Genomic DNA, 23,650 nt, shown 5'->3' with positions numbered 1-23,650 from the left:
TCATTTCTCCAGCCCCCCGGCCATGAGGAATCTCATTCCCTCTTTCAAGAGGCTGATTCTTGTGGAAGCGGAGGTGCCACCGCGGGTCTCGGCGAACCCGCCGCCCGGGTCCGTTCCGCCCAGCGTACGGCCGGCCCCATGGCGGAGCCGGCCAGCAGGAACAGGCCGCCCAGCAGGAGCCAGCCCGGCGGACCCCAGGTGATGATCAATGTGGTGAGCAGCAGGGGACCGAGCATCCTCGCGACCGCCGTGCCCGCGCCGAAGAAACCCTGGTACTGGCCCTGCCTGTCCTGCGGGGCCAGGTCGAACCCGACCTCCCAGGCACCGGAGGCATGCATCATCTCGCCGAGCACCTGCAGGCAGGCGGCCACGAGCAGGGCGGCTCCGGCGGCCCATGCCGAGGATCCGGCCGCCGACAGCGCGAACACCGCGCACGAGGCGAGCATCACCAGGCCCGCCTGCCGTACGGACCGGGAGGCGGTGCCCAGGCCGGTCACCCGCCGGGCCACCCGCACCTGGAAGAGCACCACGCTCAGCGTGTTGAGCACCAGCAGCGCCGAGACCGTCCAGCTCGGCGCCTCGGTCCGCTGGACGATCCACAGCGGGATCACCAGGCTGAGGAGGGGCATGTGGAGCAGCATGATCATGTTGAGGAGGGAGATCAGGGCATAGGGCCTGTCCCGGAGCACCGCCAGGACCGGCTCACCGGCCGGGGCGGGGGGCGAGGGCGGCACGGCCGGGAGCCGGAGCAGCACCAGGGCGGAGGCCAGGAAGCTCAGGGCGTCCATCGCGAAGACCGCCAGATACGCCTGCCGGGTGTCGAGGTGCAGGGCCAGCCCGCCGAGCGCCGCGCCGATCGCCAGCCCCGCGTTCACCGTCGCCTGCAGGTGGGCCCGGACCTCGGTCCGCCGCGCCTTGTCCACCAGCCCGGCGAGCAGCGCCTGCCGGGCGGCCCCGAGCCCGCACTGGCAGCAGGTGTAGAGGCAGGCGGCCAGGACGAACAGGGCGAAGGACGTGACGAACAGGAACGAGCCGGCCGCCACGCCGGTCGCGACGGCCAGCAGCGCGGCCGCGCCCCGGGCGCCCCAGCGGTCGGCGAGATGCCCGAGCGGGACCCCCGCCACGGACCCGAGGGCCCAGCCGAGAGTCAGGGCGAAGCCGACCTGGGTCGGGGAGAGCCCCACGATCCGGGTGAAGTACAGCGCCGAGCAGACGTAGTACGCGCCGTCGCCGAAGGCGTTGGTCAGCTGCGCCAGGGCGAGAACCCGTGGCGGGCCGGAGGGCGGGAGGATCCTGCTGGACATGTGGCTCCTTGGTCATCACCGCTGAGCCGGGTGATGCGGACGCCGGTCACCGCGTCCCGCTCCTCGCCGCCGTGAGCGCCGTACGGCTCACACCCCGCTGTGCAGCTCACACCCTAGGAAGCGGGCCGGTCCCCCTATAAGAGCCAAAACCCAACGGATCGACTGGGCCACCTGTCCGGATCCGGGCCGCCGCCGTCACCGGCGGCGGCCCGGTCACCTGGCTATCGGGCCTGCTCCAGCAGCTTCTCGGTCCCGACGAGACGCACGCAGACGGCCAGACCGGCGATGGCGAGCTCCACCTCGTCCAGCTCCGGGTAGGTGGGCGCGATGCGGATGGTGCTGTCACGGGGGTCGTCGCCGTACGGGTGGGTGGCGCCCGCGGGGGTCAGCGCGATGCCCGCCTCCGCGGCCCGGCTCACCACCTGGCGCGCACAGCCCTCCAGCACGTCGAGACCGATGAAGTAGCCGCCCGCGGGGTTGGACCAGGACGCCAGGCCGGTGCCGCCCAGCTCCTTGGTGAGGATCAGGTCCACCGCGTCGAACTTCGGCCGGATCAGCTCCCGGTGGCGGCGCATGTGCTCCAGGACGCCGTCCTCGTCGCGGAGGAACTCCACGTGGCGGAGCTGGTTGATCTTGTCGGGGCCGATGGTCCCCTTGGCCATGTGCCCGAGCAGCCAGGCCACGTTGGCCGGGGACGAGCCGAAGAAGGCGACGCCGCCGCCGCTGAAGGTGATCTTCGAGGTGGAGCCGAAGACGAAGGCGCGGTCGGGGTTGCCGCTCTCCGCGCACAGTGCCAGCAGGTCGGCGATCTCCACCGGCGTGTCCGTGAGGTGGTGCACGGCGTAGGCGTTGTCCCAGAAGATCCGGAAGTCCGGCGCGGCGGCGGGCATGGCCGCCAGGCGGCGCACCGTCTCGTCGCTGTAGGAGACACCGCTGGGGTTGCTGTACTTCGGCACGCACCAGATCCCCTTGACCTGGGGGTCTTCGAGCACGAGCCGCTCCACGACGTCCATGTCGGGGCCCTCGGCGGTCATCGGCACGGCGATGAGCTCGATGCCGAACCGCTCGCACAGGGCGAAGTGGCGGTCGTAGCCGGGGACCGGGCACAGGAACGCGATCCGCGGCTCCTCCACCCACCGGCGCTCGGCGCCCGGCACCCGGCCGAGCAGGGCGTGGACGATGGAGTCGTGCATCAGCGAGAGGCTGGAGTTGCCCGCGGCGATCAGCTGACCGGCGGGCACCTGCAGCAGGCCGCCGAACATCTCCCGGATCTCGGGGAGGCCCTGCAGCCCCCCGTAGTTACGGCAGTCGGTGCCGTCCGCGGCGGTGTGCCCGCCGGGAAGGGCCAGCAGGGCGGAGGCCAGGTCGAGCTGCCTGCCCGACGGCTTGCCCCGGGTGAGGTCGAGGGAGAGTCCTCGCTGGACGAGCGCCTCGTAGTCGCGCAGGGCGCGATCGCGCTGCGCGGTCAGCTCGTCGAGGTTCAGGGCCGAAAAGCTCACGGGGTTTCCTTCGCCTGCAGATCGCGGGTGGACGTCGTCGCGGATGGACTTCGAAGGATAGAAGACCTCGGGACGCGACCGGAAACCGGCCCACGGCCCGGCCGCATGGCACGGAAGCCCGCCCGGCGGCGGCCACCGCCGTAAGATCCCGGTATGGCGGAGGTCATGGTTCGGGACGGGACATGGACGTTCGACGGCGAGATCCTGCGGATCGTGCCCAGCCGCGATCGGGGTGTGCACAAGCTGAGGCAGCTCCTGGGGGAGGTGGCGGTCCCGCTGGCCGCGGTGGCCGGCATCGCCTACGAGCCCGGCAAGAAGGGCGGGCGGCTGCGGCTACGACTACGGGAGGGCGCCGACCCGTTCACCCAGGCCTCGCGCGGGCGGATCTCCGACTCGGCCTGCCCCTACCAGCTGGCCGTCGACGCCGGCCGCACCGGCGCCGCCGAGTACTTCGTCGACGAGGTGCGCAACGCCCTGGTGATCGAGCAGGTGCCCGACGGGCCCAGCGACCGCTACCTGATGCCCGGCCCCGGCGTGCCGCTGACCGTGGGGGGAGGCGACGGCACCGCGACGTTCGACGGCGAGTCGTTCCGCATCGAGTGGAACTGGGCGGTCGAAGGGGCCAAGAAGTCGGCGGGTTCCCAGCAGTTCCCGCTGAAGGACCTGCTCGGCCTGGAGTGGATCCCGTCCGTCGGCCTGGAGAACGGGCACCTCCGATTCAACCTCAGGGGCTCGGTGCACAAGCTGGCCCCCAAGCACGACCCGCACTGCCTGGTCCTGTGGGGCCTGGAGAAGGAGACCCGGGCGGCCGCGCTGTTCGTCGCCGCCGTCCTCGCCCGGCTGCCGCACCCCTCCGGCGCCGCGGAGCCACAGCCCGCTCTCGACGCCCCCGCACCGGCGGCCCCCGCCGCCGCGGGCGACGCCGACCCGGACGCGCTCCTGCGCCGCCTGCGCGAGCTCGGCGACCTGCACCGGGACGGCGTGCTCACCGAGGAGGAGTTCACCGTCGCCAAGCAGGCGCTGCTCCGGCGCTTCTGAACGGCACCCGCCGGGCGCCCCCGGCGGCGGGACACGGGCTAACGGCACTGGGCCAGCATGACGGCCTTGTCGGCCCTGGTGACCGGCAGGCCGTACTTCAGGGCGACCTGGGCGAAGCGCACGACGTAGGCGCAGCGGATCCGGCGCAGCGGCGGGAGCCACGAGGCCGGGCCCGAGCCGCCCTTGGCCTGGTTGGCGTCGCCGTACACGGGGATCAGGTTGAGCGGGTCGTTGGCGATCCGCACCCGCTTGGCCATCGGCCAGCGCGAGGCGCCCATCCTCCACTCGTAGGACAGCGGGATCACGTGGTCGACCTGGACCTGGTCCGCCCGCTGCTTGCGCCAGCGGATCGTCCTGCCCGTGTAGGGGTCGCGCAGGCTCATCGCGACGACGACGCAGTCCGATCCCCGGCGGTATCTCACCTGCTCGCCGTCCCGGGCGAGCAGGTCGTTGCGGGTGCCGCAGCCGTTGCGCGCGTACGGCACGCCCCTCGCCGTGTCCGCCCAATTGGCGCCGAAACGGGCCCGTGTGTAGCCGGTCTTGGGCCCCATCCCCCTGATCCGCAGCTTCTTGATCAGCCTGATCGCCGCGATCCTGTCACGCGCCAACCGGACCGGGGCCAGCCCCGGCCGGGTGCCGTGCGGATTGTCGAGCGGAGCGACTCTGGCCCGGCTCTCAGGAGCGGCTCTCGTTTTGCTGTCCGCCGGGCTCACCAGTGAGAACATCACCGCGGCACCCAGAACGACAGTGACCACCCCCCGCGTGCTCACCCATGCCTCCACAAAGGATTACAGGCCAAGACATGACTGATCCCCGCAATTCCCTTGGTTTAACATCGATCGCCGTGACGCGCCGTTCACAGTTCCGTCGCCCGGACGGGAGACCTCCGCCGGCCGGGGTCTCCGCCTCGGCGGGGAGGGCTAGAGCCAGCCCCTCTTCTTGAAGATCAGATAGAGGATGGACGAGGCCACGAGGATGGCGGCGGTGGAGGTCCAGAAGCCGAGCGGCTGGCCGAATCCGGGATACGGCACGTTCTGGCCGTAGTACCCGGTGATCATCGTGGGCACCGCGATGATGGCCGCCCAGCTCGTGATCTTCTTCATGATGTCGTTGAGCCTGAAGCCCTGCTGGTTGATGTGGGCCTCCCGGACGTTGCCCACCAGCTCCCGCAGGGAGTCGGTCCACTCGGAGGCACGCAACGCGTGGTCGTAGAGGTCCTGATAGTAGGGGGTCAGCGCGGGATCCAGCATCTCCACGCCCTTGCGGAGCAGGCTGCCCACGACCTCGCGTATCGGCACCGCCAGCCGCCGGAACCGCACCAGGCTCTTGCGCATCTCGTAGGTCTGACGCTGGATGTGCACCCGGTCGGCGTCGTTGTCCTCGAAGAGGTCGTCCTCCAGCGCCTCGACCTTGTCGTCGATCACCTGCAGCACGTCGAAGTAGCCGTCCACCACGTAGTCGAGCAGGCCGTGCAGCAGGTACGGCACGCCGTACCTGGCCATCTCGCCGTTGGCGTCCCAGCGCCTGATCACTCCGTCGATGTCGAAGTGAGGGCTCTCCCTGACGGTGACCAGGGCGTTCTTGGTGACGAAGATCGATATCTCGGTGAGTTCGAGGCGCTTCCTCACCAGCTTGGCACCGTAGACGGTGATGAACAGGTGGCTGTCGTAGGTGTCCAGCTTGGGCCGCTGGTCGCTGTGGAGGGCGTCCTCGACGGCGAGCCGGTGCAGCCCGAGCTCCTCGCTGATCTTCTCCAGATCCGCGGGCGAGGGCGAGCACAGGTCGAACCACACCACGACGGACGGGTCTCCGATGTGGTCGGAGACGTCCTCGATGGGGAAGCCCTCGGCCTCCAGGACGCCGTTGCGGTAAAGGCGAGTGCGGTCCATGTCCGCCAACACTAGCCCGGGGCGCGGGGCACGGACATTCCTCCTCTTCCGCTCTAAGCCGCGACGGGCGCGTCGAGGAGCCGGCGGACGTGCCGGACGGCGGCACGGCCCGCGCGGTTGGCCCCGATGGTGCTGGCGGAGGGGCCGTAGCCGACCAGGTGGACGCGGGGGTCCAGGACGGCCCGGGTGTCCTCGACGCGGATGCCGCCACCCGGCTCGCGCAGGTGGAGCGGGGCCAGGTGGTTGACGACCGGCCGGAACCCGGTGGCCCACAGGATCACGTCGGCCCTGACCCGACCGGGGTGCCCGGCGGCCGCGCCGTCCCAGGCCACCCCGTCGGGGACGATCCGGTCGAACATCGGCAGGCGGTCCAGGACCCCGGCCGCCATGGCCGCCTCGACCTGCGGCGTCACCGGGTAGCCGGTGGCCCCGACCACGCTGCCCGGCGGGAGCCCGGCACGGACCCGGGCGTCGACCCGGGCGACGGCCGCGCGGCCCGCCTCCTCGTCGAAGGGGCCCTCACGGAAGACCGGGGGCCGGCGGGTCACCCAGGTGGTCGTGGCGACCTCGGCGATCTCCATCAGGAGCTGGATGGCCGAGGCCCCCGCACCGACCACCACGACGTGCCTGCCGGCGAACTCCTCCCGGGTGACGTAGTCGGCGGTGTGCAGCTGCCGGCCGAGGAACGTCTCCTGGCCGGGATAGCGCGGCCAGAAGGGGCGATCCCAGGTGCCGGTGGCGTTGATCAGCGCGCGGGGGGACCAGTCGCCGGCCGAGGTCTCCACCAGCAGCCGCCCTCCCACGCCCTCCCGGACCGCCCGCACCGCGACCGGGCGGCGCACCGGCAGCCCGAACGCCCGCTCGTAGGCGGCGAAGTATTCGGAGACGACCTCCGACGAGGGCCGGGTGGTGTCGGCGGCGCCCATCGGCAGGCCGGGAAGGTCGTGCACGCGGTGCGCCGCGCCGAGGGTCAGGGACGGCCAGCGGAACTGCCATGCGCCGCCGGGACGCGGGGAGCGGTCGAGGACCACGAAATCGACTCCGGCCCTGCTCAGGAAGTAGGCGCTGGACAGCCCTGCCTGCCCCGCCCCGATGACCACGACATCGATCTCCGCCACGTTTCCTGCCAACCGCCCGCGGGCGGTGAATAATCCCGCGGTTGCGGGGCAGCAGCGGTTTACGACAACAGACGCAGCCCGAGATGAGGTCACATGATAGTTCTGGGACTCCTCCTGATCATACTCGCGGGCGCGGCCGTGGTCGCGGTCTCCTGGGACGAGGCCGCCACAGCCACCACCCCCGCGTCTTTCACGGTCTTCGACCAGACGATTCAGCTCTCCCAGCTGGAGTTCTTCTTCGCCGGCGCCGTCACCGGCGCGCTGTTCCTGCTCGGGCTGGCGGTCATGTTCAGTGGCATGCGCCGCTCCGCCACGCACCGCCGCAAGCTCCGCAGCTCCCGGATGGAGGCGCGTGACCGTGTCGCCCGCCTGGAGGAGGAGAAGCGGGCGCTTGAGCGCGAGCTGGAGAAGAACCCGGCGGCCCCCGCGACCCCCGTGGTCGACCGCGACCGCGACGGCGTCGACGACCGGGCCCAGACGGCGGCCCACCCGCGGGTCGACCGCGACCGCGACGGTGTCGACGACCGCGGCGAGACGACGGCGCCCCACCCCCGGGTCGAGGTGCCCCGTCAGCACAGCACCGACCAGCTCGTCGCCGGTCGCCACGGACGCCCGGCGGACGGCCGGTAACCCGCCCCCGCTCCACACCTCCGCCGGTACGGCACGCATGCCGTACCGGCGGAGGCTTTCTGTCCGGGACGTTCGACGGGGCCGTGGCCCAGGCCCGCGACCACGGTCCGCGCGGCGACACGCGTCCGCGACCACGGTGGCCCGGCGAGCCGCCCGGCCGGACCTCGCGACGATCACCGCGGGCTGAGCCGGGTCCCCTCCCCGGCCGCGCCCTCCCTGTCGCCGGCCTCCGCGGGCGCGGTCTCCGCAGGCGGGGGCTCTCCCGGCGTCTGCCCCTCGGGCGCGCTCCGTCCGGGTGCGGTCCGCGGGGCCTTCCTCCCGCGGAGCAGGAACGTCATCGCTCCTCCCGCGACCAGTCCCCAGAACGCCGCGCCCACCCCCAGCAGGGTCAGTCCTGACGCGGTCACCACGAACGTGACCACCGCCGCCTCCCGGCCCTCCGGCTCGGCCACGGCGGCGGTGATCGCCGAGGCGAGCGCGCCGATCAGGGCGAGACCCGCGACGGCCTCGATGAGCACCGGCGGGGAGAGCAGGACGAGCGCGGTGGCCAGGCCGGAGCCGACGCCAAGGACGATCATCGAGGCCCCGGCGGTGACCGAGGCGATCCACCTGCGGCCCGGATCGGGGTCGGCGTCCGGACCGGCGGCCAGCGCCGCGGTGATGGCCGCCAGGTTCACCGCGTGCCCGCCCAGAGGCGCGCCGAGGGTGCTGGCCAGGCCGGTGCCGAGGAGGATGCCGCGCAGCGGGGGGCGGTAGCCGTACCCGGCGAGGACCGCCATGCCCGGCACGTTCTGGGAGGCCATGGTGACCAGGAACAGCGGGAACGCGATACTGATCATGGCCGCGACGCTCCAGGACGGGGCGGTCAGCTCGGCCACCGGGCGCACGTCCACCGTTCCCAGGCCGGGCCCGGTCAGCGCGATGGCCACGACGGCGACCAGCAGGGCTCCCGGGATCGCCCACTTGCGGGCGAAGCGGCTCAGCAGCGCCCAGGTGAGCACGGCGGGACCGGCCATCAGCGGCACCTCGCCGAGGGCCCTGACCGGCGCGACACACAGGTTGAGCAGGACTCCGGCGAGCATGGCTCCGGCGATCGGGGTGGGGATGGCCGCGATCCAGCGTCCCAGCGGGGGGAAGAGCCCCGCGGCGGTGATGAGCAGGCCGGAGACCACGAACGCGCCGACCGCGGCGGGGAAGCCGCCCTCCACGGCGCCGGTCGCGACCAGCAGCGCCGCCCCGGGCGTGGACCATGCGATGGTGATCGGCACGCGCTGCCGCAGGCCCAGCCAGATCGCCACCACGCCGTTGGCCAGGCAGAGCGCGAGCAGGCCGGACGCGGCCTGCCGCTGGTCGGCGCCCACCGCCCGGAGCCCGGCCAGAACCACGGCGAAGGAGCTGGCGAAACCGACCAGCGCGGTCACCACCCCTGCCAGCACGGGTTGAAGAAGGCGTGTCATCCCTGTCGTCCCTTCCGTGCTTCTCGGGAAATCTCTCCGCGCCTCCCGGAAGCCTTCGATCGGCCCGGAGCGTCCGCCACCTGCCGCGCCCGTCCCGCGCGCCGACAGCCGTTCCGTAAACGGAACGGTCGGCATGCTGCACGATAGCCTCATGGACTCCGGTACACAAAGCCCCCGTCCCGCCCGGGACATCGGAACACCGGACGTAGGTCAGCGAATCCGCAGGTTAAGGGAGGAACGCGGCATCTCGCTCTCCGAACTCGCCCGGCGCGCGGGCGTCGGCAAGGCCACGCTCTCCGGCCTGGAGAACGGCACCCGCAACCCCACCCTGGAGACGCTCTGGGCGGTCACCGCCCAGCTCGGCGTGCCTCTGGCGCTGGCCGTGGGCACCGGCCCCGTCATCCGCGGCACCGCCGTCGAGGGCGTGCTGCTCCAGGTCTTCGAGGATGAGGCCGTCACCTACGAGCTCTACCGGCTGACGATCCCGGCCGGGGCCACCCAGGTCTCGCCGGCCCATCATGAGGGTGTCACCGAGCACATCACGGTCTTCGCCGGGGTGCTGAGCGCCGGCCCGCAGGACGCGCCGCTCCGGGCCGGACCGGGAGAACATCTCACGTGGCGCTCGGACGTCCCGCACACCTACGCCGCGATCGGCGACCAGGACGTCCACGCCAGCCTGCTCATGCGCTATCCCCACCGGTGAGCGCGGGCGGAGCCGCCATGCCCCTCACCCCTCGCCGCCATGCTCCTCACCGTCGGGGGGCCGGGGAATATACCCGCCTCCGGACCTCATGACCACCCCAACACATCCCATAAAACCCCTAAAAGTAATATTTAGCCCATGACACCACGGTCCACGGCAGTGATGTTCTGGGCCACGGGTGTACTGGCCTACGTCATCGCGATCTTCCATCGCCAGTCCCTCGGCGTCTCCAGCATCGAGGCCGCCGCGAGGCTCGGCATCGGCGCGGCCGGGCTCTCCACGCTCGCGATGCTGCAGATCCTGGTCTACGCGGCCATGCAGGTGCCCGTCGGAGTCCTCGTCGACCGGATCGGGTCCAAGCGCATGCTGGTCGCCGGCGCCGCCGTGATGGCCTGCGGCGAGCTGGTCTTCGCGCTGTCCGAGGGGCTGCTCCCCGGGGTCGCGGGCCGGGCGCTGATCGGCTGCGGCGACGCGATGACGTTCATCAGCGTGATCCGGCTGGTCAACCTCCACTTCCCCGCCCACCGCAACCCGGTGATGGTCCAGCTCACCGGCCTGATCGGGCAGCTCGGCGCGATCGCCTCGGCGGTGCCCCTGATCCACTCCCTCCACACGTACGGCTGGACGCCCACCTTCATGGGCGCCGCCGGCCTGGGCGTGCTGTCGGTGATCCTGCTGCTCACGGTGCTGCGCGATGCCCGCCCGGCGCGGACGGACGGACCTCCCAGCCTGAAGGCCGCCTGGGCCGAGCCCGGCACCCGCCTGGGCATGTGGACCCACGCGGCCACCCAGTGCTCGGCGGCCGCGTTCCTGCTGCTGTGGGGCTATCCGTTCCTGGTCCAGGGACAGGGGCTCGACCCGTCCACGGCGGGTGTGCTGCTGTCCACGCTTACCCTGTGCGGCATGGCGTGCGGGCCGCTGCTCGGCTACCTCGCCGGCCGGTTCCCGTTCCACCGCTCCCGGATGGTGCTCATCGTGATCGGCACCACCACCGGGGCGTGGACCGCCGTACTGGCCTGGCCCGGCCGGGCGCCGCTCTGGCTGCTCGTCCTGCTCGTGGTGGTGCTCGCGGCCAACGGACCGGGGTCGATGATCGGCTTCGACTACGCCAGGACCTTCAACCCGGCCGCCCGGATCGGCGCGGCCACCGGCATCGTGAACGGCGGCGGGTTCGTCGCGTCCGTGTCGGTGATCGCCCTGGTCGGCATCACCCTCGAACTGATCGGGGAGACCGACCTGGACGCGTTCCGCTGGGCCTTCGCCGTGCAGTATCCGATCTGGGCGCTGGGCGCGGTCCAGGTCCTCCGCTACCGGGGCAAGGCCCGGCGCCTGCTGCTGTCCACCCAGCCGGGCGGCTAGGAGGGAAGAGGCCCCGGACCGCCGCCGGGGTCACGCGGGGACCGTCGGGGTCCCGCGGGGCCCGCCGGGCTCAGGCGGGGGCCATCGGGCTCAGGCGGGGCCCGCCGGGGTCACGCGGGGAGCGCCGGGCTCAGGCGGAGACCGTCGAGGTCACGCGGGGACCGCCGGGGTCACGCGGGGGGAGCACGGTGAAGGGCTCGGCGAAGTGGGCGGTGGCGATCATCCCCCGCGCGGCCCTGACCCGCTCCAGCAGCTCCACCCGCGTCGCGACGGCGAGCTCGGGGTCGCTGTCGTAGAGGTAGGTCACCCTCGGGTCGGCCAGCTGCGTCGGATGCAGCACCACATCACCGGTCAGCACCAGCTCGCCCACCTGGACGACCTGGTGGCCGGGGGTGTGCCCCGGCGTGTGGAACACCCGGATGCCGGGGAGCACGTCCGCCTGGCCGTCGACCACCTGCACCCGCTCGCCCAGCGGCCGGACGACCTGGGCCAGGACCTCCTCGGCGGCCGCGTCGACCTCGGCGCGCTGGAAGACGTGCCGGGCGTTGGCGAACACGGGCACCCCGCCGATCACGGCCCCGCTCGCGTGGTCGCTGTGCAGATGCGTGATGACCACCGCGTCCACCTCCTCGGGGCGCACCCCCACCCGCGCGAGCTCGGACCCGAGCGCTCCGGGGACCGGCGCCCAGCTCGCCGCCGGCGAGTCCTCCGGGCCGATCCCGGTGTCCACCAGCACGGTCCTGCCCGCCGCGTCACGGAGCAGGTAGCAGTGGAAGTGCAGGATCCACTCGTCGGACCCCCCGTGGCAGCCTCCGGGGAACATCTCCGGCAGTGGCCGCCGGATCGAGGCGCCCATCGGCCCCACGGCGTCGCACAGCGGGAACACTTCCACGCCTGCGACTGTTATGGACTGATGTGGCATCCGGTCTCCTGCTTGATACGGATTGACGATGCTACTGTGGTAGCGAGCGTGACGCACTGTCGGCTAGGCCACGTGCGATGATCCGCTCCATTTTCCACCTTTTCTTACCGCGCCTTCTCAGGCATGCGGTTTCTTCCCCCGAAAGGTCAGTCACGACCTTTCGCCTGTGAAAGGTCACTCATGACCATCGAAACCACCACCAAGAAGCGGCCACGTGCCGCACGCCCTCCGCGTCCTCGCGAGAGCGACGCCTACCTGGAGACCGTGGCCGGGCTGCTCGACGTCCGCGACAAGACGGGCTACATACGCACCCACGGCTACCTCCCCGGGGTGGACGACGTGCGCGTGCCCCACGCCCAGATCAGGCAGTACGGCCTGCGTCCCGGCGACCACGTCGTCGCCACCACGCGCAAGCCGTACGAGAGGCTGGCCGAGGTGGAGAGCGTCAACGGCTCCACCGACTGGCGGAACAGGCCCGACTTCGCCGACATGACGCCGATCCACCCGCGCGAGCGGCTCCGTCTGGAGACCGAGTCGGTGACCAGCAGGGTCATCGACCTGTTCGCGCCGATCGGCAAGGGCCAGCGCGGCCTGATCGTCGCCCCGCCGAAGGCGGGCAAGACCATGGTCCTGCAGGACCTGGCCGCCGCGATCACGCGCAACCATCCGGACTGTCACCTCATGGTCGTGCTCGTCGGCGAGCGCCCCGAGGAGGTCACCGAGATGCGCGAGTCCATCCACGGCGAGGTCGCCGCGTCCACATTCGACCGCCCCGACCGCGACCACACCGCCCTCGCCGAACTCGCCGTCGAGCGCGCCAAGCGCCTCGCCGAGAGCGGGCACGACGTCGTCGTCCTGCTCGACTCCCTGACCCGCCTGGGCCGCGCCTACAACAACCTCGCCCCCGGCGGCGGACGCACCCTCGCCGGCGGCCTCGACGCCGCGGCCCTGCTCCCCCCGCGCCGCTTCTTCGGCGCCGCGCGCAACCTGCGTGACGGCGGCTCGCTGACGATCCTCGCCACCGCCCTGGTCGAGACCGGCTCGCGGATGGACGACAACCTCTTCGAGGAGTTCAAGGGCACCGGCAACATGGAGCTGCGCCTCAGCCGCGCGCTGGCCGACAAGCGCCTCTACCCCGCCGTCGACCTCGACGCCTCCGGCACCCGCCGCGAGGAGATCCTGCTCGACCCGCAGGAGCACCAGCTCACCTGGCGCCTGCGCCGTACCCTCGGCGGCCTGGAGAAGCAGCAGGCCCTGGAACTGCTCACCGACAGGCTCCGGGAGACCCCTTCCAACGCCGCCTTCCTCCAGCAGGTCCGGCAGACCACCTGATCCCCCGGGCGGAGCCCGACCGGCCGGCCGGCTGACCGACCGGCCATGGCCGCCTCCCCCTGCCGGACGATTCCCGCCCGGTTCTCCCCCCGCGATCGCGGGCCCCGGCTAGCGAGGCCAGTTGGCGATGTCCTCCGCCCGGATGACGTCGACGTGGCAGGAGGAGGTCGTGCGCCTGCCACGGTCCAGGACACAGACCCTGACGTCCACCCGGGTGATCTCCCCGTCGGAGGACAGCCTGAACGCACCGCTCGGGCCGCAGGTCGAGCGCGGCCGCGCCCAGCCGGTGCCGCCGCCGGTGTAGTGGAACCTGGCGCGGATGTAGGCGCAGTGGTCACGGTGGGGGTCACGGTCGCGGAGCGTGCCCGACACGGCGAACGTCTCGGCGCTGAAGTCCGTGATCCACACATCCGCCACGGCGTGCCCGGAATGCCCGGCGGCCGACCGCACCGGCCCCCAGTGGTGCTTCGCCCCCGCGGGGGCGGTCGCGCCGGCACTCACGGCGGCGGTCACGGTGGCTTTCGCGGCTGGGCTCACGGCGGCGTCGGCGGCCGCCGGCAGGCCCGCCACGAGCACGGACGCCAGCAACCCGCCGATCAAAGAACTCTTCCTCATGCCTCCGAGTTATAGGACCGGCGACTTGGAACGTCCTTGCATCTCGCTAACCCCGCTGGACGACCGCCTTCCCGCCCGTCCCGGGATAGATCGTGATCAGGTACTCCTCGGTGCCCTCGGAAGGGCCGATCTCCTTCCTGACGCGGTCGCGCCTGACGCGGTCGCGGCCGCACACGTGGGGTTGCGTCCACGGATGTGGTGGACGGGTTCCACCTGTGGCGGGCGGCGGTAGCGGTGCCCGTTCACCCCCGTTCCGCCCCAGGGGGTGGCCGGGGACCAGCCCATCCGCGCGGCGCCGTACGGGGTCGAAGGTCAAAAGCGCACCGAAGGGTGGGTGGAGTGGCCTGGGGCTGGCCCTTTCGTGCGACGCCGTACGGGGTGAAAGGTCAAAAGCGCGGCGAGAGGTAGGTGGAGTGGCCCGGGACCAGCCCATCCGCGCGGCGCCATACCGGGGTGGAAGGTCAAAAGCGCAGCGAGGGGTGAGCGGACTGGCCCAGGGCCGACTCTTTCGTGCCACGCCGTACGGAATGCTCCCCGCTGCGCGGGCGAAAGAGAGGGCGCTGCGGGGTTTTTCCTTGATCTGTTGGGATTGGACGTCCTATAGCATGCCCAATCCCAACAGATCAAGGAAAAACCCTGATCACTACCGCTTGCGGGGCTCATCGGCGCCCGCCCTGCCTCGCCCAGTCCACCACTGCCCCCTCACCAGACCTTCCCACCCGCCCATCGGCCAGCCCCTCCTGAACCGCCCCCAGGCCACGAGACACCGGCCCGCACAGAAGAAACGGCCCCCGGCCACCCACCCACCCTCGCCGCGCTTTTGACCTTCCACCCCAACACGGCGCCGCGCCGGTTGACGGCGAACGACCCCGACGCCACCCTGATCCCGGCATCACCCTCGGCCTCGGCCCCAGATACGTGTACACCACGCCACCGGACGTGGCCGTTCGTGGCAGGCGTGGGCGGCGGTAGGGTCGAGCATGGATCTGTCTCCTGGTCCTGTCAGGATGCTTGATCAAGGCCTTGGACCGGTGCGAGAACACCGGCTCGGGGCCGTTTCTAGCTGTGCCGGCCTGCGAATGCCTGCGCCGACAAAGACGATCTTCAGTTAGTTGGTTATCCGGTGGGCCTCACAGACATCGTCGAATACCTCATCTGCCCGGTCTGCGGAGCCGGATTCGACCTTGGCGACCGGGTTCTCCGCTGCGCTCAGGGCCATGCCTTCGACATCGCCAGACAGGGATATGTCAGCCTGCTGACCGGTTCCCAGGCACCCGGCACGGCGGACAGCACGGCCATGGTGGCGGCGAGGGAGGCGTTCCTCGGGGCGGGGTATTTCGGTCCCCTGGCGGAGGCGGTCGCCGGCGCCTGCCGTACCGGCGCGAAGGTGGTCGCGGACGCGGGCGCGGGGACGGGACACTACCTCGCCGGGGCGCTCGACCGGCTCCCGGGAGCCGTCGGGATCGCGCTGGACGTGTCCAAGCACGCGATCAGGCGGGCCGCGCGGGCGCACCCCCGACTGGGGGCGGTGGTGGCCGACGTGTGGCGGCCGTTGCCCGTCGGGGACGGTACGGTCGACGTGGTCCTCAACGTGTTCGCCCCCCGCAACGGGGCGGAGTTCGCCCGGGTGCTCAAGGACGACGGCGTGCTGGTCGTGGTCACGCCCACCTCGCGGCACCTCGAACCGCTGGTGGAGCGGCTGGGGCTGCTCTCGGTGGACGAGTCGAAGGAGCGGAGGGTCGCGGAGAGCCTGAGCGGCCACTTCGTGGAGACCGGGCGGAGCGTCCACGAGTTCGGGATGACGCTGGGACACGGGGCAATCGAGGCCGTCGTGGGAATGGGACCGAGCGCCTGGCACACCGAGCCGGAAGTTATGCGAAGAAAGATCATGAAACTACCGGAAACAAGCAACGTGACCGCTTCTTTCCGTATGTCTATCTTTCAACCCGCCCCCTGATCAAGCCTTGCGCTTGACAGCTACCTTCGGGACGCATGTTACTGAAGTGGTATTTAGTCCGAAATTCCCACACATTAACTAAGCAAATTGGTGGCGGAAGCGACATACTGGACGGCAATCCAGCGAGCCCGCGCCTGGACGCGTGAAGCGAATGCCTTGACGGAGGGAAGCGCCATATGAAGGCGGAGGAGCGCTGGCAGGCCAGGTTCCGTGCGCCACGCGTGACGCTGCCCGTGTGGGCGCGTCAGGCTCCGGCCCGCGCCGTCTACCGCAGCAACGCCTCCGGCGCCTGGGAGGTCTACGCCTGGGACCGGGCGGCGGGATCGATGCGCCAGGCGACCGCCCGGCCCAAGGGCACCTCCCACGGCACGATCGACCCCACCGGCCAGTGGATCTGGTGGTTCTCCGACACCGACGGCGACGAGTGGGGCCGCTGGATGCGCCAGCCCTTCACCGGCGGCCCCGACGAGCCGATCGACCTCGCCCCCGGCTACCCGGCGGGGATCGCGCTGTCCGCCACGGGCGAGGCCGCGATAGGCGTCGCCAGGCCCGGCGAGGGCTTCCAGATCCATGTCGTACGGCCGGGCGGGTCCACCCGGCCGATCTACGAGCACGCCGAGGCCGCCTCCGTGGCCGCCATGTCCCTGGACGGCTCGCTGATCGCGATCAGCCACAGCGAGCACGGCGACTCCCGGCACCCCGCGCTGCGGGTGCTCCGGCAGAACGGCGACACCGTCGGCGACCTGCACGACGGCTCCGGCAAGGGTGTCCTCGGCCTGCGTTTCGCGCCCGTCCAAGGCGACCGCCGGCTGCTGACCCTGCACGAGCGCAGGGGCCGCCGCGAGCCGCTGGTCTGGGACCCCGAGAGCGACGAGCAGCGGGAGATCTGGCTGCGCGACCCCGGTGAGATCACCGCCGACTGGTACGGCGACGGCCGCTCGCTGCTCGTCGTCCGGGCCAACCGGGGCCGTACCCACCTGCACCGCTACGACCTGGCGGGCGGCAGGCTCTTCCCGATCGAGACCCAGCACGGCGTGATCGACGCCGCCACGCCCCGCCCCGACGGCTCGGTGGAGTACTCCTGGTCCAGCGGCGCCCACCCGCCGGTGATCCGGTCGAGCAACGGCCACGTGGTGATGAACCACGGCGGCCCGATCTCGCCGCCGTCCGTCCCGGTCGAGGACGTGGACGTGGAGGGCCCCGGCGGGCGCATCCACGCCCTGGTGTCACGGCCCGAGCGTGGCTCGGGACCGTTCCCCACGATCTTCCTGCTGCACGGCGGGCCGACCTCGCAGGACGACGACTCCTTCGTGCCGCAGGTGGCCGCGTGGGTGGACCTGGGCTTCGCGGTCGTGCGGGTCAACTACCGGGGCTCCACCGGCTACGGCTCGGCCTGGCGGGACGCCCTGGTGGGGGAGGTCGGGCACATCGAACTGTCCGACGTCGCCGCGGTCAGGGACGTCATGGTCGACCGCGGCATCGCCGACCCGGAACGGCTCGTGCTGTCCGGCGCCTCCTGGGGCGGCTACCTCACGCTGCTCGGCCTGGGCACCCAGCCCAAGGTGTGGGCGGCGGGCATCGCCACGGTGCCCATCGCCGACCATCTGGCCACCTACGAGGAGGAGACCGAGGCGCTGCGGGCCTATCACCGCGCGCTGCTCGGCGGCTCCCCCGGCGAGCAGCCGGAGCGCTACGCGAACTGCTCGCCGATCACCTACGTCGACCAGGTCGAGGCGCCGCTGCTGATCCTGGCCGGGGAGAACGACCCGCGCTGCCCGATCGGGCAGATCGAGACCTACGTGTCCCGGCTCGCCGAGCGCGGCCACGAGCACTCGGTCTACCGGTACGACGCGGGCCACGGCTCCCTGGTCGTCTCCGAGCGGATCGCGCAGATGTCGGCCCAGCTCGAATTCGCGCGCAAGCACATCAGGACCGAGGCTTAGCGGCCCGGCGGCCGCCGGGCGACGGAGCCCGCGCGGCCCCGGGCGCTACCGGGCGCGCAGGACCACGATCGCCATGTCGTCCGCGCTCGGCTCGGGGGCGAAGTCCTGGACGGCCCGGCGGATCCGCTCGGCGACCGCCCGCGCCGACAGGCCCACGCACTCGGCGAACAGCTTGGCCAGTCCTCCGTCGTCGTCGAGCAGCCGTCCGCCCTGACGCCGCTCGGTCACCCCGTCGGTCACCGCGAGAAGGACGTCACCGGGGTCGAGGTGGACGACCTCGGCCTTGAAGGTCGCCTCGGGGAAGACCCCCAGCAGCGACTGGGAGGTCACCACCGTCTCCACGACGCCCGTGGGCCGCAGCCGCAGCGCCTCGGGATGGCCGGCGGAGACCATCCACACGTCCAGCCCGGTGGGCACGGGCTTGATCTCGCCGTGCAGCAGGGTCAGGAAGCGGGCCCGTTCCCCCTCGTCCAGGATCGCCTGGTTGAGGCGGTCGAGGACGGCCGCCACGCCGTACCCCTCCCTGGCGAGCAGCCGCAGGGTGTGGCGGGCCAGACCGGTGACCGCGGCGGCCTCGGGGCCGGTGCCGCAGACGTCGCCGACCGCGAAGCGCCACGAGTCGTCCCCGGCCGCGAACAGGTCGTAGAAGTCACCGCCGACCTCGTTGGTCTCCCCGGCCGGCTCGTAGACCACGGCGGGGTCGAGCCCCGGGATCTCGCCCGGCTCGTTGGGGGGCAGCAGGCTGCGCTGCAGCGCCCGGTTGGCCGCCGCCTGGGTGGCGTAGAGCCGGGCGTTGTCCATCGCGAGGGCCGCGCGGCGGCCGATGTCCTCGGCGTACTGGAAGGCGTCCTCGGCGAAACGGTCCGGCCGTCCCAGGCACATCACCCCCAGCGCCCGTCCCCGCGCGAGCAGCGGGATGATGAGCATCTGCGAGTCGCCGAGCTGCATGGAGCCGCCCGCCTGCGGGATCTGGGCCGTGGCGAGCTCCTCGCGCAGCTCGTCGATGCGCCGCTCGTCGGTGTGCCACAGGTAGGCCGGGCGCTGCGGGCCGCCGTCGCCGCTCCAGGTGTAGACCGCGCACCAGGTGGCCAGACGGGGAACGACGATCTGGGAGATGATCGCCGGCACCATGTCCGGGTCGAGGGTGCCGGCCAGCAGGTCGCTGGCGTCGGCGAGGAAGCCCATCCAGATCGGTCCCCGGCTCGGCTCCTCCGTGGACCACTCCGCGGCCGTCCGCTCGGCGGAGCCGGGCAGCGGCAGCCGCGCCCAGTGGGTGTGGTGCTCGCCGGAGAAGGTGACGCCCCACTCGTCGACCGGCACGGTGGGGCCGGCGGGGACGCCTCCGGGGACGCCCTTCTGGCGGACCTCCACCTGGACGCCGTCCTCCAGGTGGCTCCATACGACCTCGAACGGCGCCTGGGCCGCCTGCGCGACGAGCTCCCCCGCCAGCTGCTCGGCCACGGCCAGCACGGACGTGGCGGCCCAGGCGGTCATCACCTCTACGGTGAACCGCCGGGCGGCAGGGACGGCCGTGTCTCCTGGGGCGAACGTCGCAGCCAGGACGGCTCGGGGAGCATTGGTCACTGTTCCGTGCCTACCACACTTCACGCTGCCATGGGGTAAATCGAAGGCGGGACTGCGGGTTCCGCACCGTGACAGACTGGGATGACTCGCGGCTGCGCCCCCCGGGAGTCAAGGAGGTCTCATGACCACGGCCAATACCGTGCCCGACGTCGAGGAGCGACGTTACAGCGAATCGGATCTGAAGCCGATTCTTCAGACACTCATCACCTGGCGCGATGGTGACTTCCGCCGTCGGGTGCCGCACGCTCCTCCCGGGATCCTCAGTGAGATCCGCCTGCTGCTCAACGAGGTCGCCGACCGCCGCGAGCACCTGGCCAACGAGCTGCACCGGGTCCGCCGCGAGGTGGTGAAGGAAGGCCGGTTCAGCGAACGCCTCACCGCGGGTCCGGGCGTGGGTTCCTGGGCCGAGAGCGTCGACTCGGTGAACTCGCTGATCGACGCCCTGGTCGGGCCGGTCACCGGCGCGGCCGACGTGATCGACGCGGTGGCCAAGGGAGACCTGTCCCGGCGCATCGACCTCGACCGCCGGGCACGGGGCGAGGTGCGCCGCCTCGGTAAGGCGATCAACGGCATGGTCGACCAGCTCTCCCTGTTCACCTCCGAGGTGACGCGCGTGGCGCGCGAGGTGGGCACCGAGGGCCGTCTGGGCGGCCGGGCGAACGTGCGGGGCATGTCGGGCAGCTGGCGTGACCTCACCGAGGCCGTGAACACCATGTCCAGCCGCGTCTCCGCCCAGGTCCGCGACATCGCGCTGGTCACCACGGCGGTCGCCAGGGGCGACCTGAGCCGTAAGGTCACCGTCGACGCGGTCGGCGAGATGTTCGAGTTGAAGAACACCGTCAACACGATGGTCGACCAGCTCTCGGCGTTCGCCGAGGAGGTCACCCGCGTCGCCCGCGAGGTCGGCACCGAGGGCGAGCTGGGCGGTCAGGCCCAGGTGCGCGGCGTCTCCGGCGTCTGGAAGGACCTGACCGACAACGTCAACGTCATGGCGAGCAACCTGACCACCCAGGTCCGCGCCATCGCGGCGGTGTCCACGGCGGTGGCCCAGGGCGACCTGTCCAAGAAGATCACCGCGGACGCCCAAGGGGAGATCCTCCAGCTCAAGGACACCCTCAACACCATGGTCGACCAGCTGTCGATGTTCGCCGACGAGGTCACCCGCGTCGCCCGCGAGGTCGGCACCGAGGGCCAGCTCGGCGGCCAGGCCCGGGTGCGCGGCGTCTCCGGCGTCTGGAAGGACCTCACCGACAACGTCAACTCCATGGCCAACAACCTGACCTACCAGGTCCGCAACATCGCCGAGGTCACCACCGCGGTCGCCACCGGCGACCTGACCCGCAAGATCGACGTGGACGCGCAGGGCGAGATCCTCGCGCTCAAGACCACCATCAACACCATGGTCGACCAGCTGTCCTCCTTCGCCTCCGAGGTGAGCCGGGTCGCCCGCGAGGTCGGGTCGGAGGGCCAGCTCGGCGGCCAGGCCCAGGTGCGCGGCGTCTCCGGCACCTGGAAGGACCTCACCGACAACGTCAACGTCATGGCCAACAACCTGACCACCCAGGTCCGGCAGATCGCGGCCGTCTCCACGGCGGTGGCCCAGGGCAACCTGTCCAAGAAGATCACCGCGGACGCCCAAGGGGAGATCCTCCAGCTCAAGGACACCCTCAACACCATGGTCGACCAGCTGTCGATGTTCGCCGACGAGGTCACCCGCGTCGCCCGCGAGGTCGGCACCGAGGGCCAGCTCGGCGGCCAGGCCCGCGTCCGAGGCGTCTCCGGCGTCTGGAAGGACCTCACCGACAACGTCAACTCCATGGCCAACAACCTGACCTACCAGGTCCGCAACATCGCCGAGGTCACCACCGCCGTCGCCAACGGCAACCTGACCCGCAAGATCGACGTGAACGCGCAGGGCGAGATCCTCGCCCTCAAGACCACCATCAACACCATGGTCGACCAGCTGTCCTCCTTCGCCTCCGAGGTCACGCGAGTGGCCCGCGAGGTCGGCTCCGAGGGCAAGCTGGGCGGCCAGGCCCGCGTCGAGGGCGCCGAGGGCATCTGGAAGCGCCTCACCGAGAACGTCAACGAGCTGGCGGGCCGCCTCACCACCCAGGTCCGCGCGATCGCCGAGGTCACCACCGCGGTCGCCACCGGCGACCTGACCCGTTCCATCACCGTCGACGCCGGGGGTGAGATCGGCGAGCTCAAGGACAACATCAACACGATGGTGTCCGTGCTCCGCGACACCACCAAGGCCAACCAGGAACAAGACTGGCTCAAGTCCAACCTGGCCCGGATCTCCCGTCTCATGCAGGGCCACCGCGACCTGATGGAGGTCGCCAAGCTGATCATGAGCGAGCTGACCCCGCTGGTCTCCGCCCACTACGGGGCCTTCTACCTGGCCGAGCCCACCGGCGACCACGACCTCTTCATGATCGCCGGGTACGGCGCGCGCCCCGGCTCCAAGATCCGGAACCGCTTCGCGGTCGGCGAGGGGATCGTGGGACAGGCCGCGTTCGAGGGCAAGCGGATCATCCTGGAGAGCGTCCCCGCCCAATACCTCACCGTGGACAGCGGCCTCAGCTCCTCGGTTCCGGCCCAGATCGTCGTGGTGCCGATCCTGTTCGAGACCCAGGTCCTGGGCGTCGTGGAGCTGGCCTCGTTCAGCCAGTTCGGCGAGGTCCACCACGACTTCATGACCCAGCTCGTCGAGACCATCGGCGTCACGATGAACACGATCATCGCCAACTCCCGGACCGAGGACCTGCTGACCGAGTCGCAGCGCCTCACCACCGAGCTGCAGGAACGCTCCGACGAGCTCCAGCGCCAGCAGGAGGAGCTGCGCCGCTCCAACGCCGAGCTGGAGGACAAGGCCGCGCTGCTGGCCAAGCAGAACCGGGCCATCGAGATCCAGAACTTCCAGATCGAGCAGGCCCGCCGCACGCTGGAGGAACGCGCCGAGCAGCTCGCGGTCTCCTCGCGCTACAAGTCCGAGTTCCTGGCCAACATGTCCCACGAGCTGCGCACCCCGCTGAACAGCCTGCTCGTGCTGGCCAAGCTGCTCACCGAGAACGCCGAGGGCAACCTCACCGTCCAGCAGGTGGAGTTCGCCAGGACCATCCACGGCGCCGGCTCCGCCCTGCTCCAGCTGATCAACGACATCCTGGACCTGTCCAAGGTCGAGGCCGGGCGGATGGACATCCACCCCCAGCAGATCTCCCTGCCCAAGCTCGTCGACTACTTCGAGGCCACCTTCGCACCGCTGGCCCAGGACAAGGGGCTGTCGTTCGCCGTCGAGGTGGACTCGTCGGTCCCGCAGGAGCTCCGCACCGACGAGCAGCGCCTCCAGCAGGTGCTGCGCAACCTGCTCTCCAACGCGATCAAGTTCACCCCCAAGGGCGAGGTACGGCTGCGCGTGATCCACGCCCAGCGCGCGGTGGCCTTCGTGGACGACACCCTGCGCGGCGCCGACGGCATCCTCGCCTTCGAGGTGGTGGACACCGGCATCGGCATAGCCGCCGACAAGCTGGAGGTCATCTTCGAGGCGTTCCGCCAGGCCGACGGCACCACGAGCCGCAAGTACGGCGGGACGGGCCTGGGCCTGTCCATCTGCCGCGAGATCGCCCGCCTGCTCGGCGGCGAGATCCACGTGGTCAGCGAGGTGGGGCAGGGAAGCACCTTCACCCTCTACCTGCCGCCGTCCTACGGAGGGCCGCTGTCCTCGCGCGACGGCGGGGCGGCCGCGCCGAACTCCTCGCCGCGCAACCAGACGCTCATCGGAGTGCTGGAGGAGCCCGACGACCTTCCGGAGCTGGCGCTGCCGGAGGAACTGCCGGTCTCGCACTTCCCGCAGAACGAGGGCCCGGCGTGGAAGGGCGGCGACGATCCGCTGACCGGAGCCAAGATCCTGATCGTGGACGACGACATCCGCAACGTCTTCGCCCTGACCAGCGTCCTCGAACGGTACGGCTCCACGGTGGTCTACGCCGAGAACGGCCGGGAGGGCATCGAGCAGCTCGAACGCAACGAGGACGTCGCGCTGGTCCTGATGGACATCATGATGCCCGAGATGGACGGCTGGGCCACCACGTCCGCGATCCGGCGGATGCCCCAGTTCGCCGACCTGCCGATCATCGCGCTTACCGCTAAGGTCATGCAGGGAGACCGGGAGAAAAGCATCGCGTCCGGCGCCTCCGACTACGTGCCCAAACCCGTGGACGTCGACCGCCTGCTGGAACGCCTGCGCGGCTGGCTCACCCGGGGCAAGCCAGCAGGCGACTCCGACGAAGGGGCGTGA

The 23,650-nt window shown here is 71.3% G+C and carries 17 protein-coding genes; 8 read left to right on the top strand and 9 right to left on the bottom strand.

The window, feature by feature from the left end; genetic code table 11:
• Window positions 1-44: 44 nt before the first annotated feature.
• Entirely contained in the window at window positions 45-1,304 is a 1,260-nt protein-coding gene (locus tag SROS_RS01965; protein WP_012887193.1) for an MFS transporter, read from the bottom strand.
• A gap of 221 nt (window positions 1,305-1,525) precedes the next feature.
• A complete protein-coding gene (locus SROS_RS01960) occupies window positions 1,526-2,803 on the bottom strand; it encodes an aspartate aminotransferase type Ic (protein WP_012887192.1) in 1,278 nt (425 codons plus the stop codon).
• A gap of 153 nt (window positions 2,804-2,956) precedes the next feature.
• Between SROS_RS01960 and SROS_RS01955 the strand changes: the two genes are divergently transcribed.
• Window positions 2,957-3,841: a DUF4429 domain-containing protein gene (locus tag SROS_RS01955; protein WP_043651147.1), complete on the top strand. Its 885-nt coding sequence runs from the start codon at window positions 2,957-2,959 to the stop codon at window positions 3,839-3,841.
• Between the two features lie 38 nt (window positions 3,842-3,879).
• Here SROS_RS01955 and SROS_RS01950 read toward each other — a convergent pair whose 3' ends face one another.
• The 3 genes from SROS_RS01950 to SROS_RS52635 form a co-directional block, all read right to left on the bottom strand.
• Complete coding sequence (locus SROS_RS01950; protein WP_012887190.1) at window positions 3,880-4,611, bottom strand: HNH endonuclease family protein; 732 nt, start codon at window positions 4,609-4,611, stop codon at window positions 3,880-3,882.
• 150 nt (window positions 4,612-4,761) lie between these two features.
• Entirely contained in the window at window positions 4,762-5,730 is a 969-nt protein-coding gene (locus tag SROS_RS01945; RefSeq protein ID WP_012887189.1) for a magnesium transporter CorA family protein, read from the bottom strand.
• A 53-nt stretch (window positions 5,731-5,783) separates the two neighbouring features.
• A complete protein-coding gene (locus SROS_RS52635) occupies window positions 5,784-6,839 on the bottom strand; it encodes an FAD-dependent oxidoreductase (protein ID WP_245564703.1) in 1,056 nt (351 codons plus the stop codon).
• Window positions 6,840-6,941: 102 nt separating this feature from the next.
• On the opposite strand from SROS_RS52635, the gene SROS_RS52630 reads away from it, so the two are divergent.
• Complete coding sequence (locus SROS_RS52630; protein ID WP_012887187.1) at window positions 6,942-7,478, top strand: LapA family protein; 537 nt, start codon at window positions 6,942-6,944, stop codon at window positions 7,476-7,478.
• Window positions 7,479-7,651: 173 nt separating this feature from the next.
• Here SROS_RS52630 and SROS_RS01930 read toward each other — a convergent pair whose 3' ends face one another.
• Complete coding sequence (locus SROS_RS01930; protein WP_012887186.1) at window positions 7,652-8,935, bottom strand: benzoate/H(+) symporter BenE family transporter; 1,284 nt, start codon at window positions 8,933-8,935, stop codon at window positions 7,652-7,654.
• 151 nt (window positions 8,936-9,086) lie between these two features.
• On the opposite strand from SROS_RS01930, the gene SROS_RS01925 reads away from it, so the two are divergent.
• Both SROS_RS01925 and SROS_RS01920 read left to right on the top strand, forming a co-directional pair.
• Window positions 9,087-9,638, top strand: coding sequence for a helix-turn-helix domain-containing protein (locus SROS_RS01925; protein ID WP_043651143.1), 552 nt, complete (start codon window positions 9,087-9,089; stop codon window positions 9,636-9,638).
• Window positions 9,639-9,776: 138 nt separating this feature from the next.
• The gene (locus tag SROS_RS01920) at window positions 9,777-10,997 is read left to right on the top strand and encodes an MFS transporter (RefSeq protein ID WP_043651141.1); all 1,221 of its coding nucleotides are present in this window, start codon (window positions 9,777-9,779) and stop codon (window positions 10,995-10,997) included.
• A 130-nt stretch (window positions 10,998-11,127) separates the two neighbouring features.
• Here SROS_RS01920 and SROS_RS01915 read toward each other — a convergent pair whose 3' ends face one another.
• Window positions 11,128-11,889, bottom strand: a complete 762-nt coding sequence (locus SROS_RS01915) for an MBL fold metallo-hydrolase (RefSeq protein WP_245564542.1) — start codon at window positions 11,887-11,889, stop codon at window positions 11,128-11,130.
• 210 nt (window positions 11,890-12,099) lie between these two features.
• Here SROS_RS01915 and rho point away from each other — a divergent pair, with 210 nt between their 5' ends.
• The gene (gene rho / locus SROS_RS01910) at window positions 12,100-13,251 is read left to right on the top strand and encodes a transcription termination factor Rho (protein ID WP_012887182.1); all 1,152 of its coding nucleotides are present in this window, start codon (window positions 12,100-12,102) and stop codon (window positions 13,249-13,251) included.
• 108 nt (window positions 13,252-13,359) lie between these two features.
• Here rho and SROS_RS01905 read toward each other — a convergent pair whose 3' ends face one another.
• Entirely contained in the window at window positions 13,360-13,866 is a 507-nt protein-coding gene (locus tag SROS_RS01905) for a hypothetical protein (RefSeq protein WP_148268916.1), read from the bottom strand.
• Window positions 13,867-14,989: 1,123 nt separating this feature from the next.
• On the opposite strand from SROS_RS01905, the gene SROS_RS01900 reads away from it, so the two are divergent.
• Both SROS_RS01900 and SROS_RS01895 read left to right on the top strand, forming a co-directional pair.
• A complete protein-coding gene (locus SROS_RS01900; protein WP_012887179.1) occupies window positions 14,990-15,823 on the top strand; it encodes a putative RNA methyltransferase in 834 nt (277 codons plus the stop codon).
• A gap of 176 nt (window positions 15,824-15,999) precedes the next feature.
• Window positions 16,000-17,766 carry a S9 family peptidase gene (locus SROS_RS01895; RefSeq protein ID WP_012887178.1) on the top strand — a complete coding sequence of 589 codons (1,767 nt, stop codon included), beginning with the start codon at window positions 16,000-16,002 and terminating at the stop codon, window positions 17,764-17,766.
• A 45-nt stretch (window positions 17,767-17,811) separates the two neighbouring features.
• Here SROS_RS01895 and SROS_RS01890 read toward each other — a convergent pair whose 3' ends face one another.
• The gene (locus SROS_RS01890) at window positions 17,812-19,260 is read right to left on the bottom strand and encodes a PP2C family protein-serine/threonine phosphatase (protein ID WP_081453008.1); all 1,449 of its coding nucleotides are present in this window, start codon (window positions 19,258-19,260) and stop codon (window positions 17,812-17,814) included.
• Between the two features lie 211 nt (window positions 19,261-19,471).
• Here SROS_RS01890 and SROS_RS01885 point away from each other — a divergent pair, with 211 nt between their 5' ends.
• Window positions 19,472-23,650, top strand: coding sequence for a HAMP domain-containing protein (locus SROS_RS01885; protein ID WP_012887177.1), 4,179 nt, complete (start codon window positions 19,472-19,474; stop codon window positions 23,648-23,650).

It is taken from the genome of Streptosporangium roseum DSM 43021 (assembly GCF_000024865.1).
In the GTDB taxonomy this organism is placed as follows: domain Bacteria; phylum Actinomycetota; class Actinomycetes; order Streptosporangiales; family Streptosporangiaceae; genus Streptosporangium; species Streptosporangium roseum.
The sequence above is the reverse complement of the archived record's forward strand: the minus strand, read 5'-3'. Positions and strand labels throughout refer to the sequence as shown.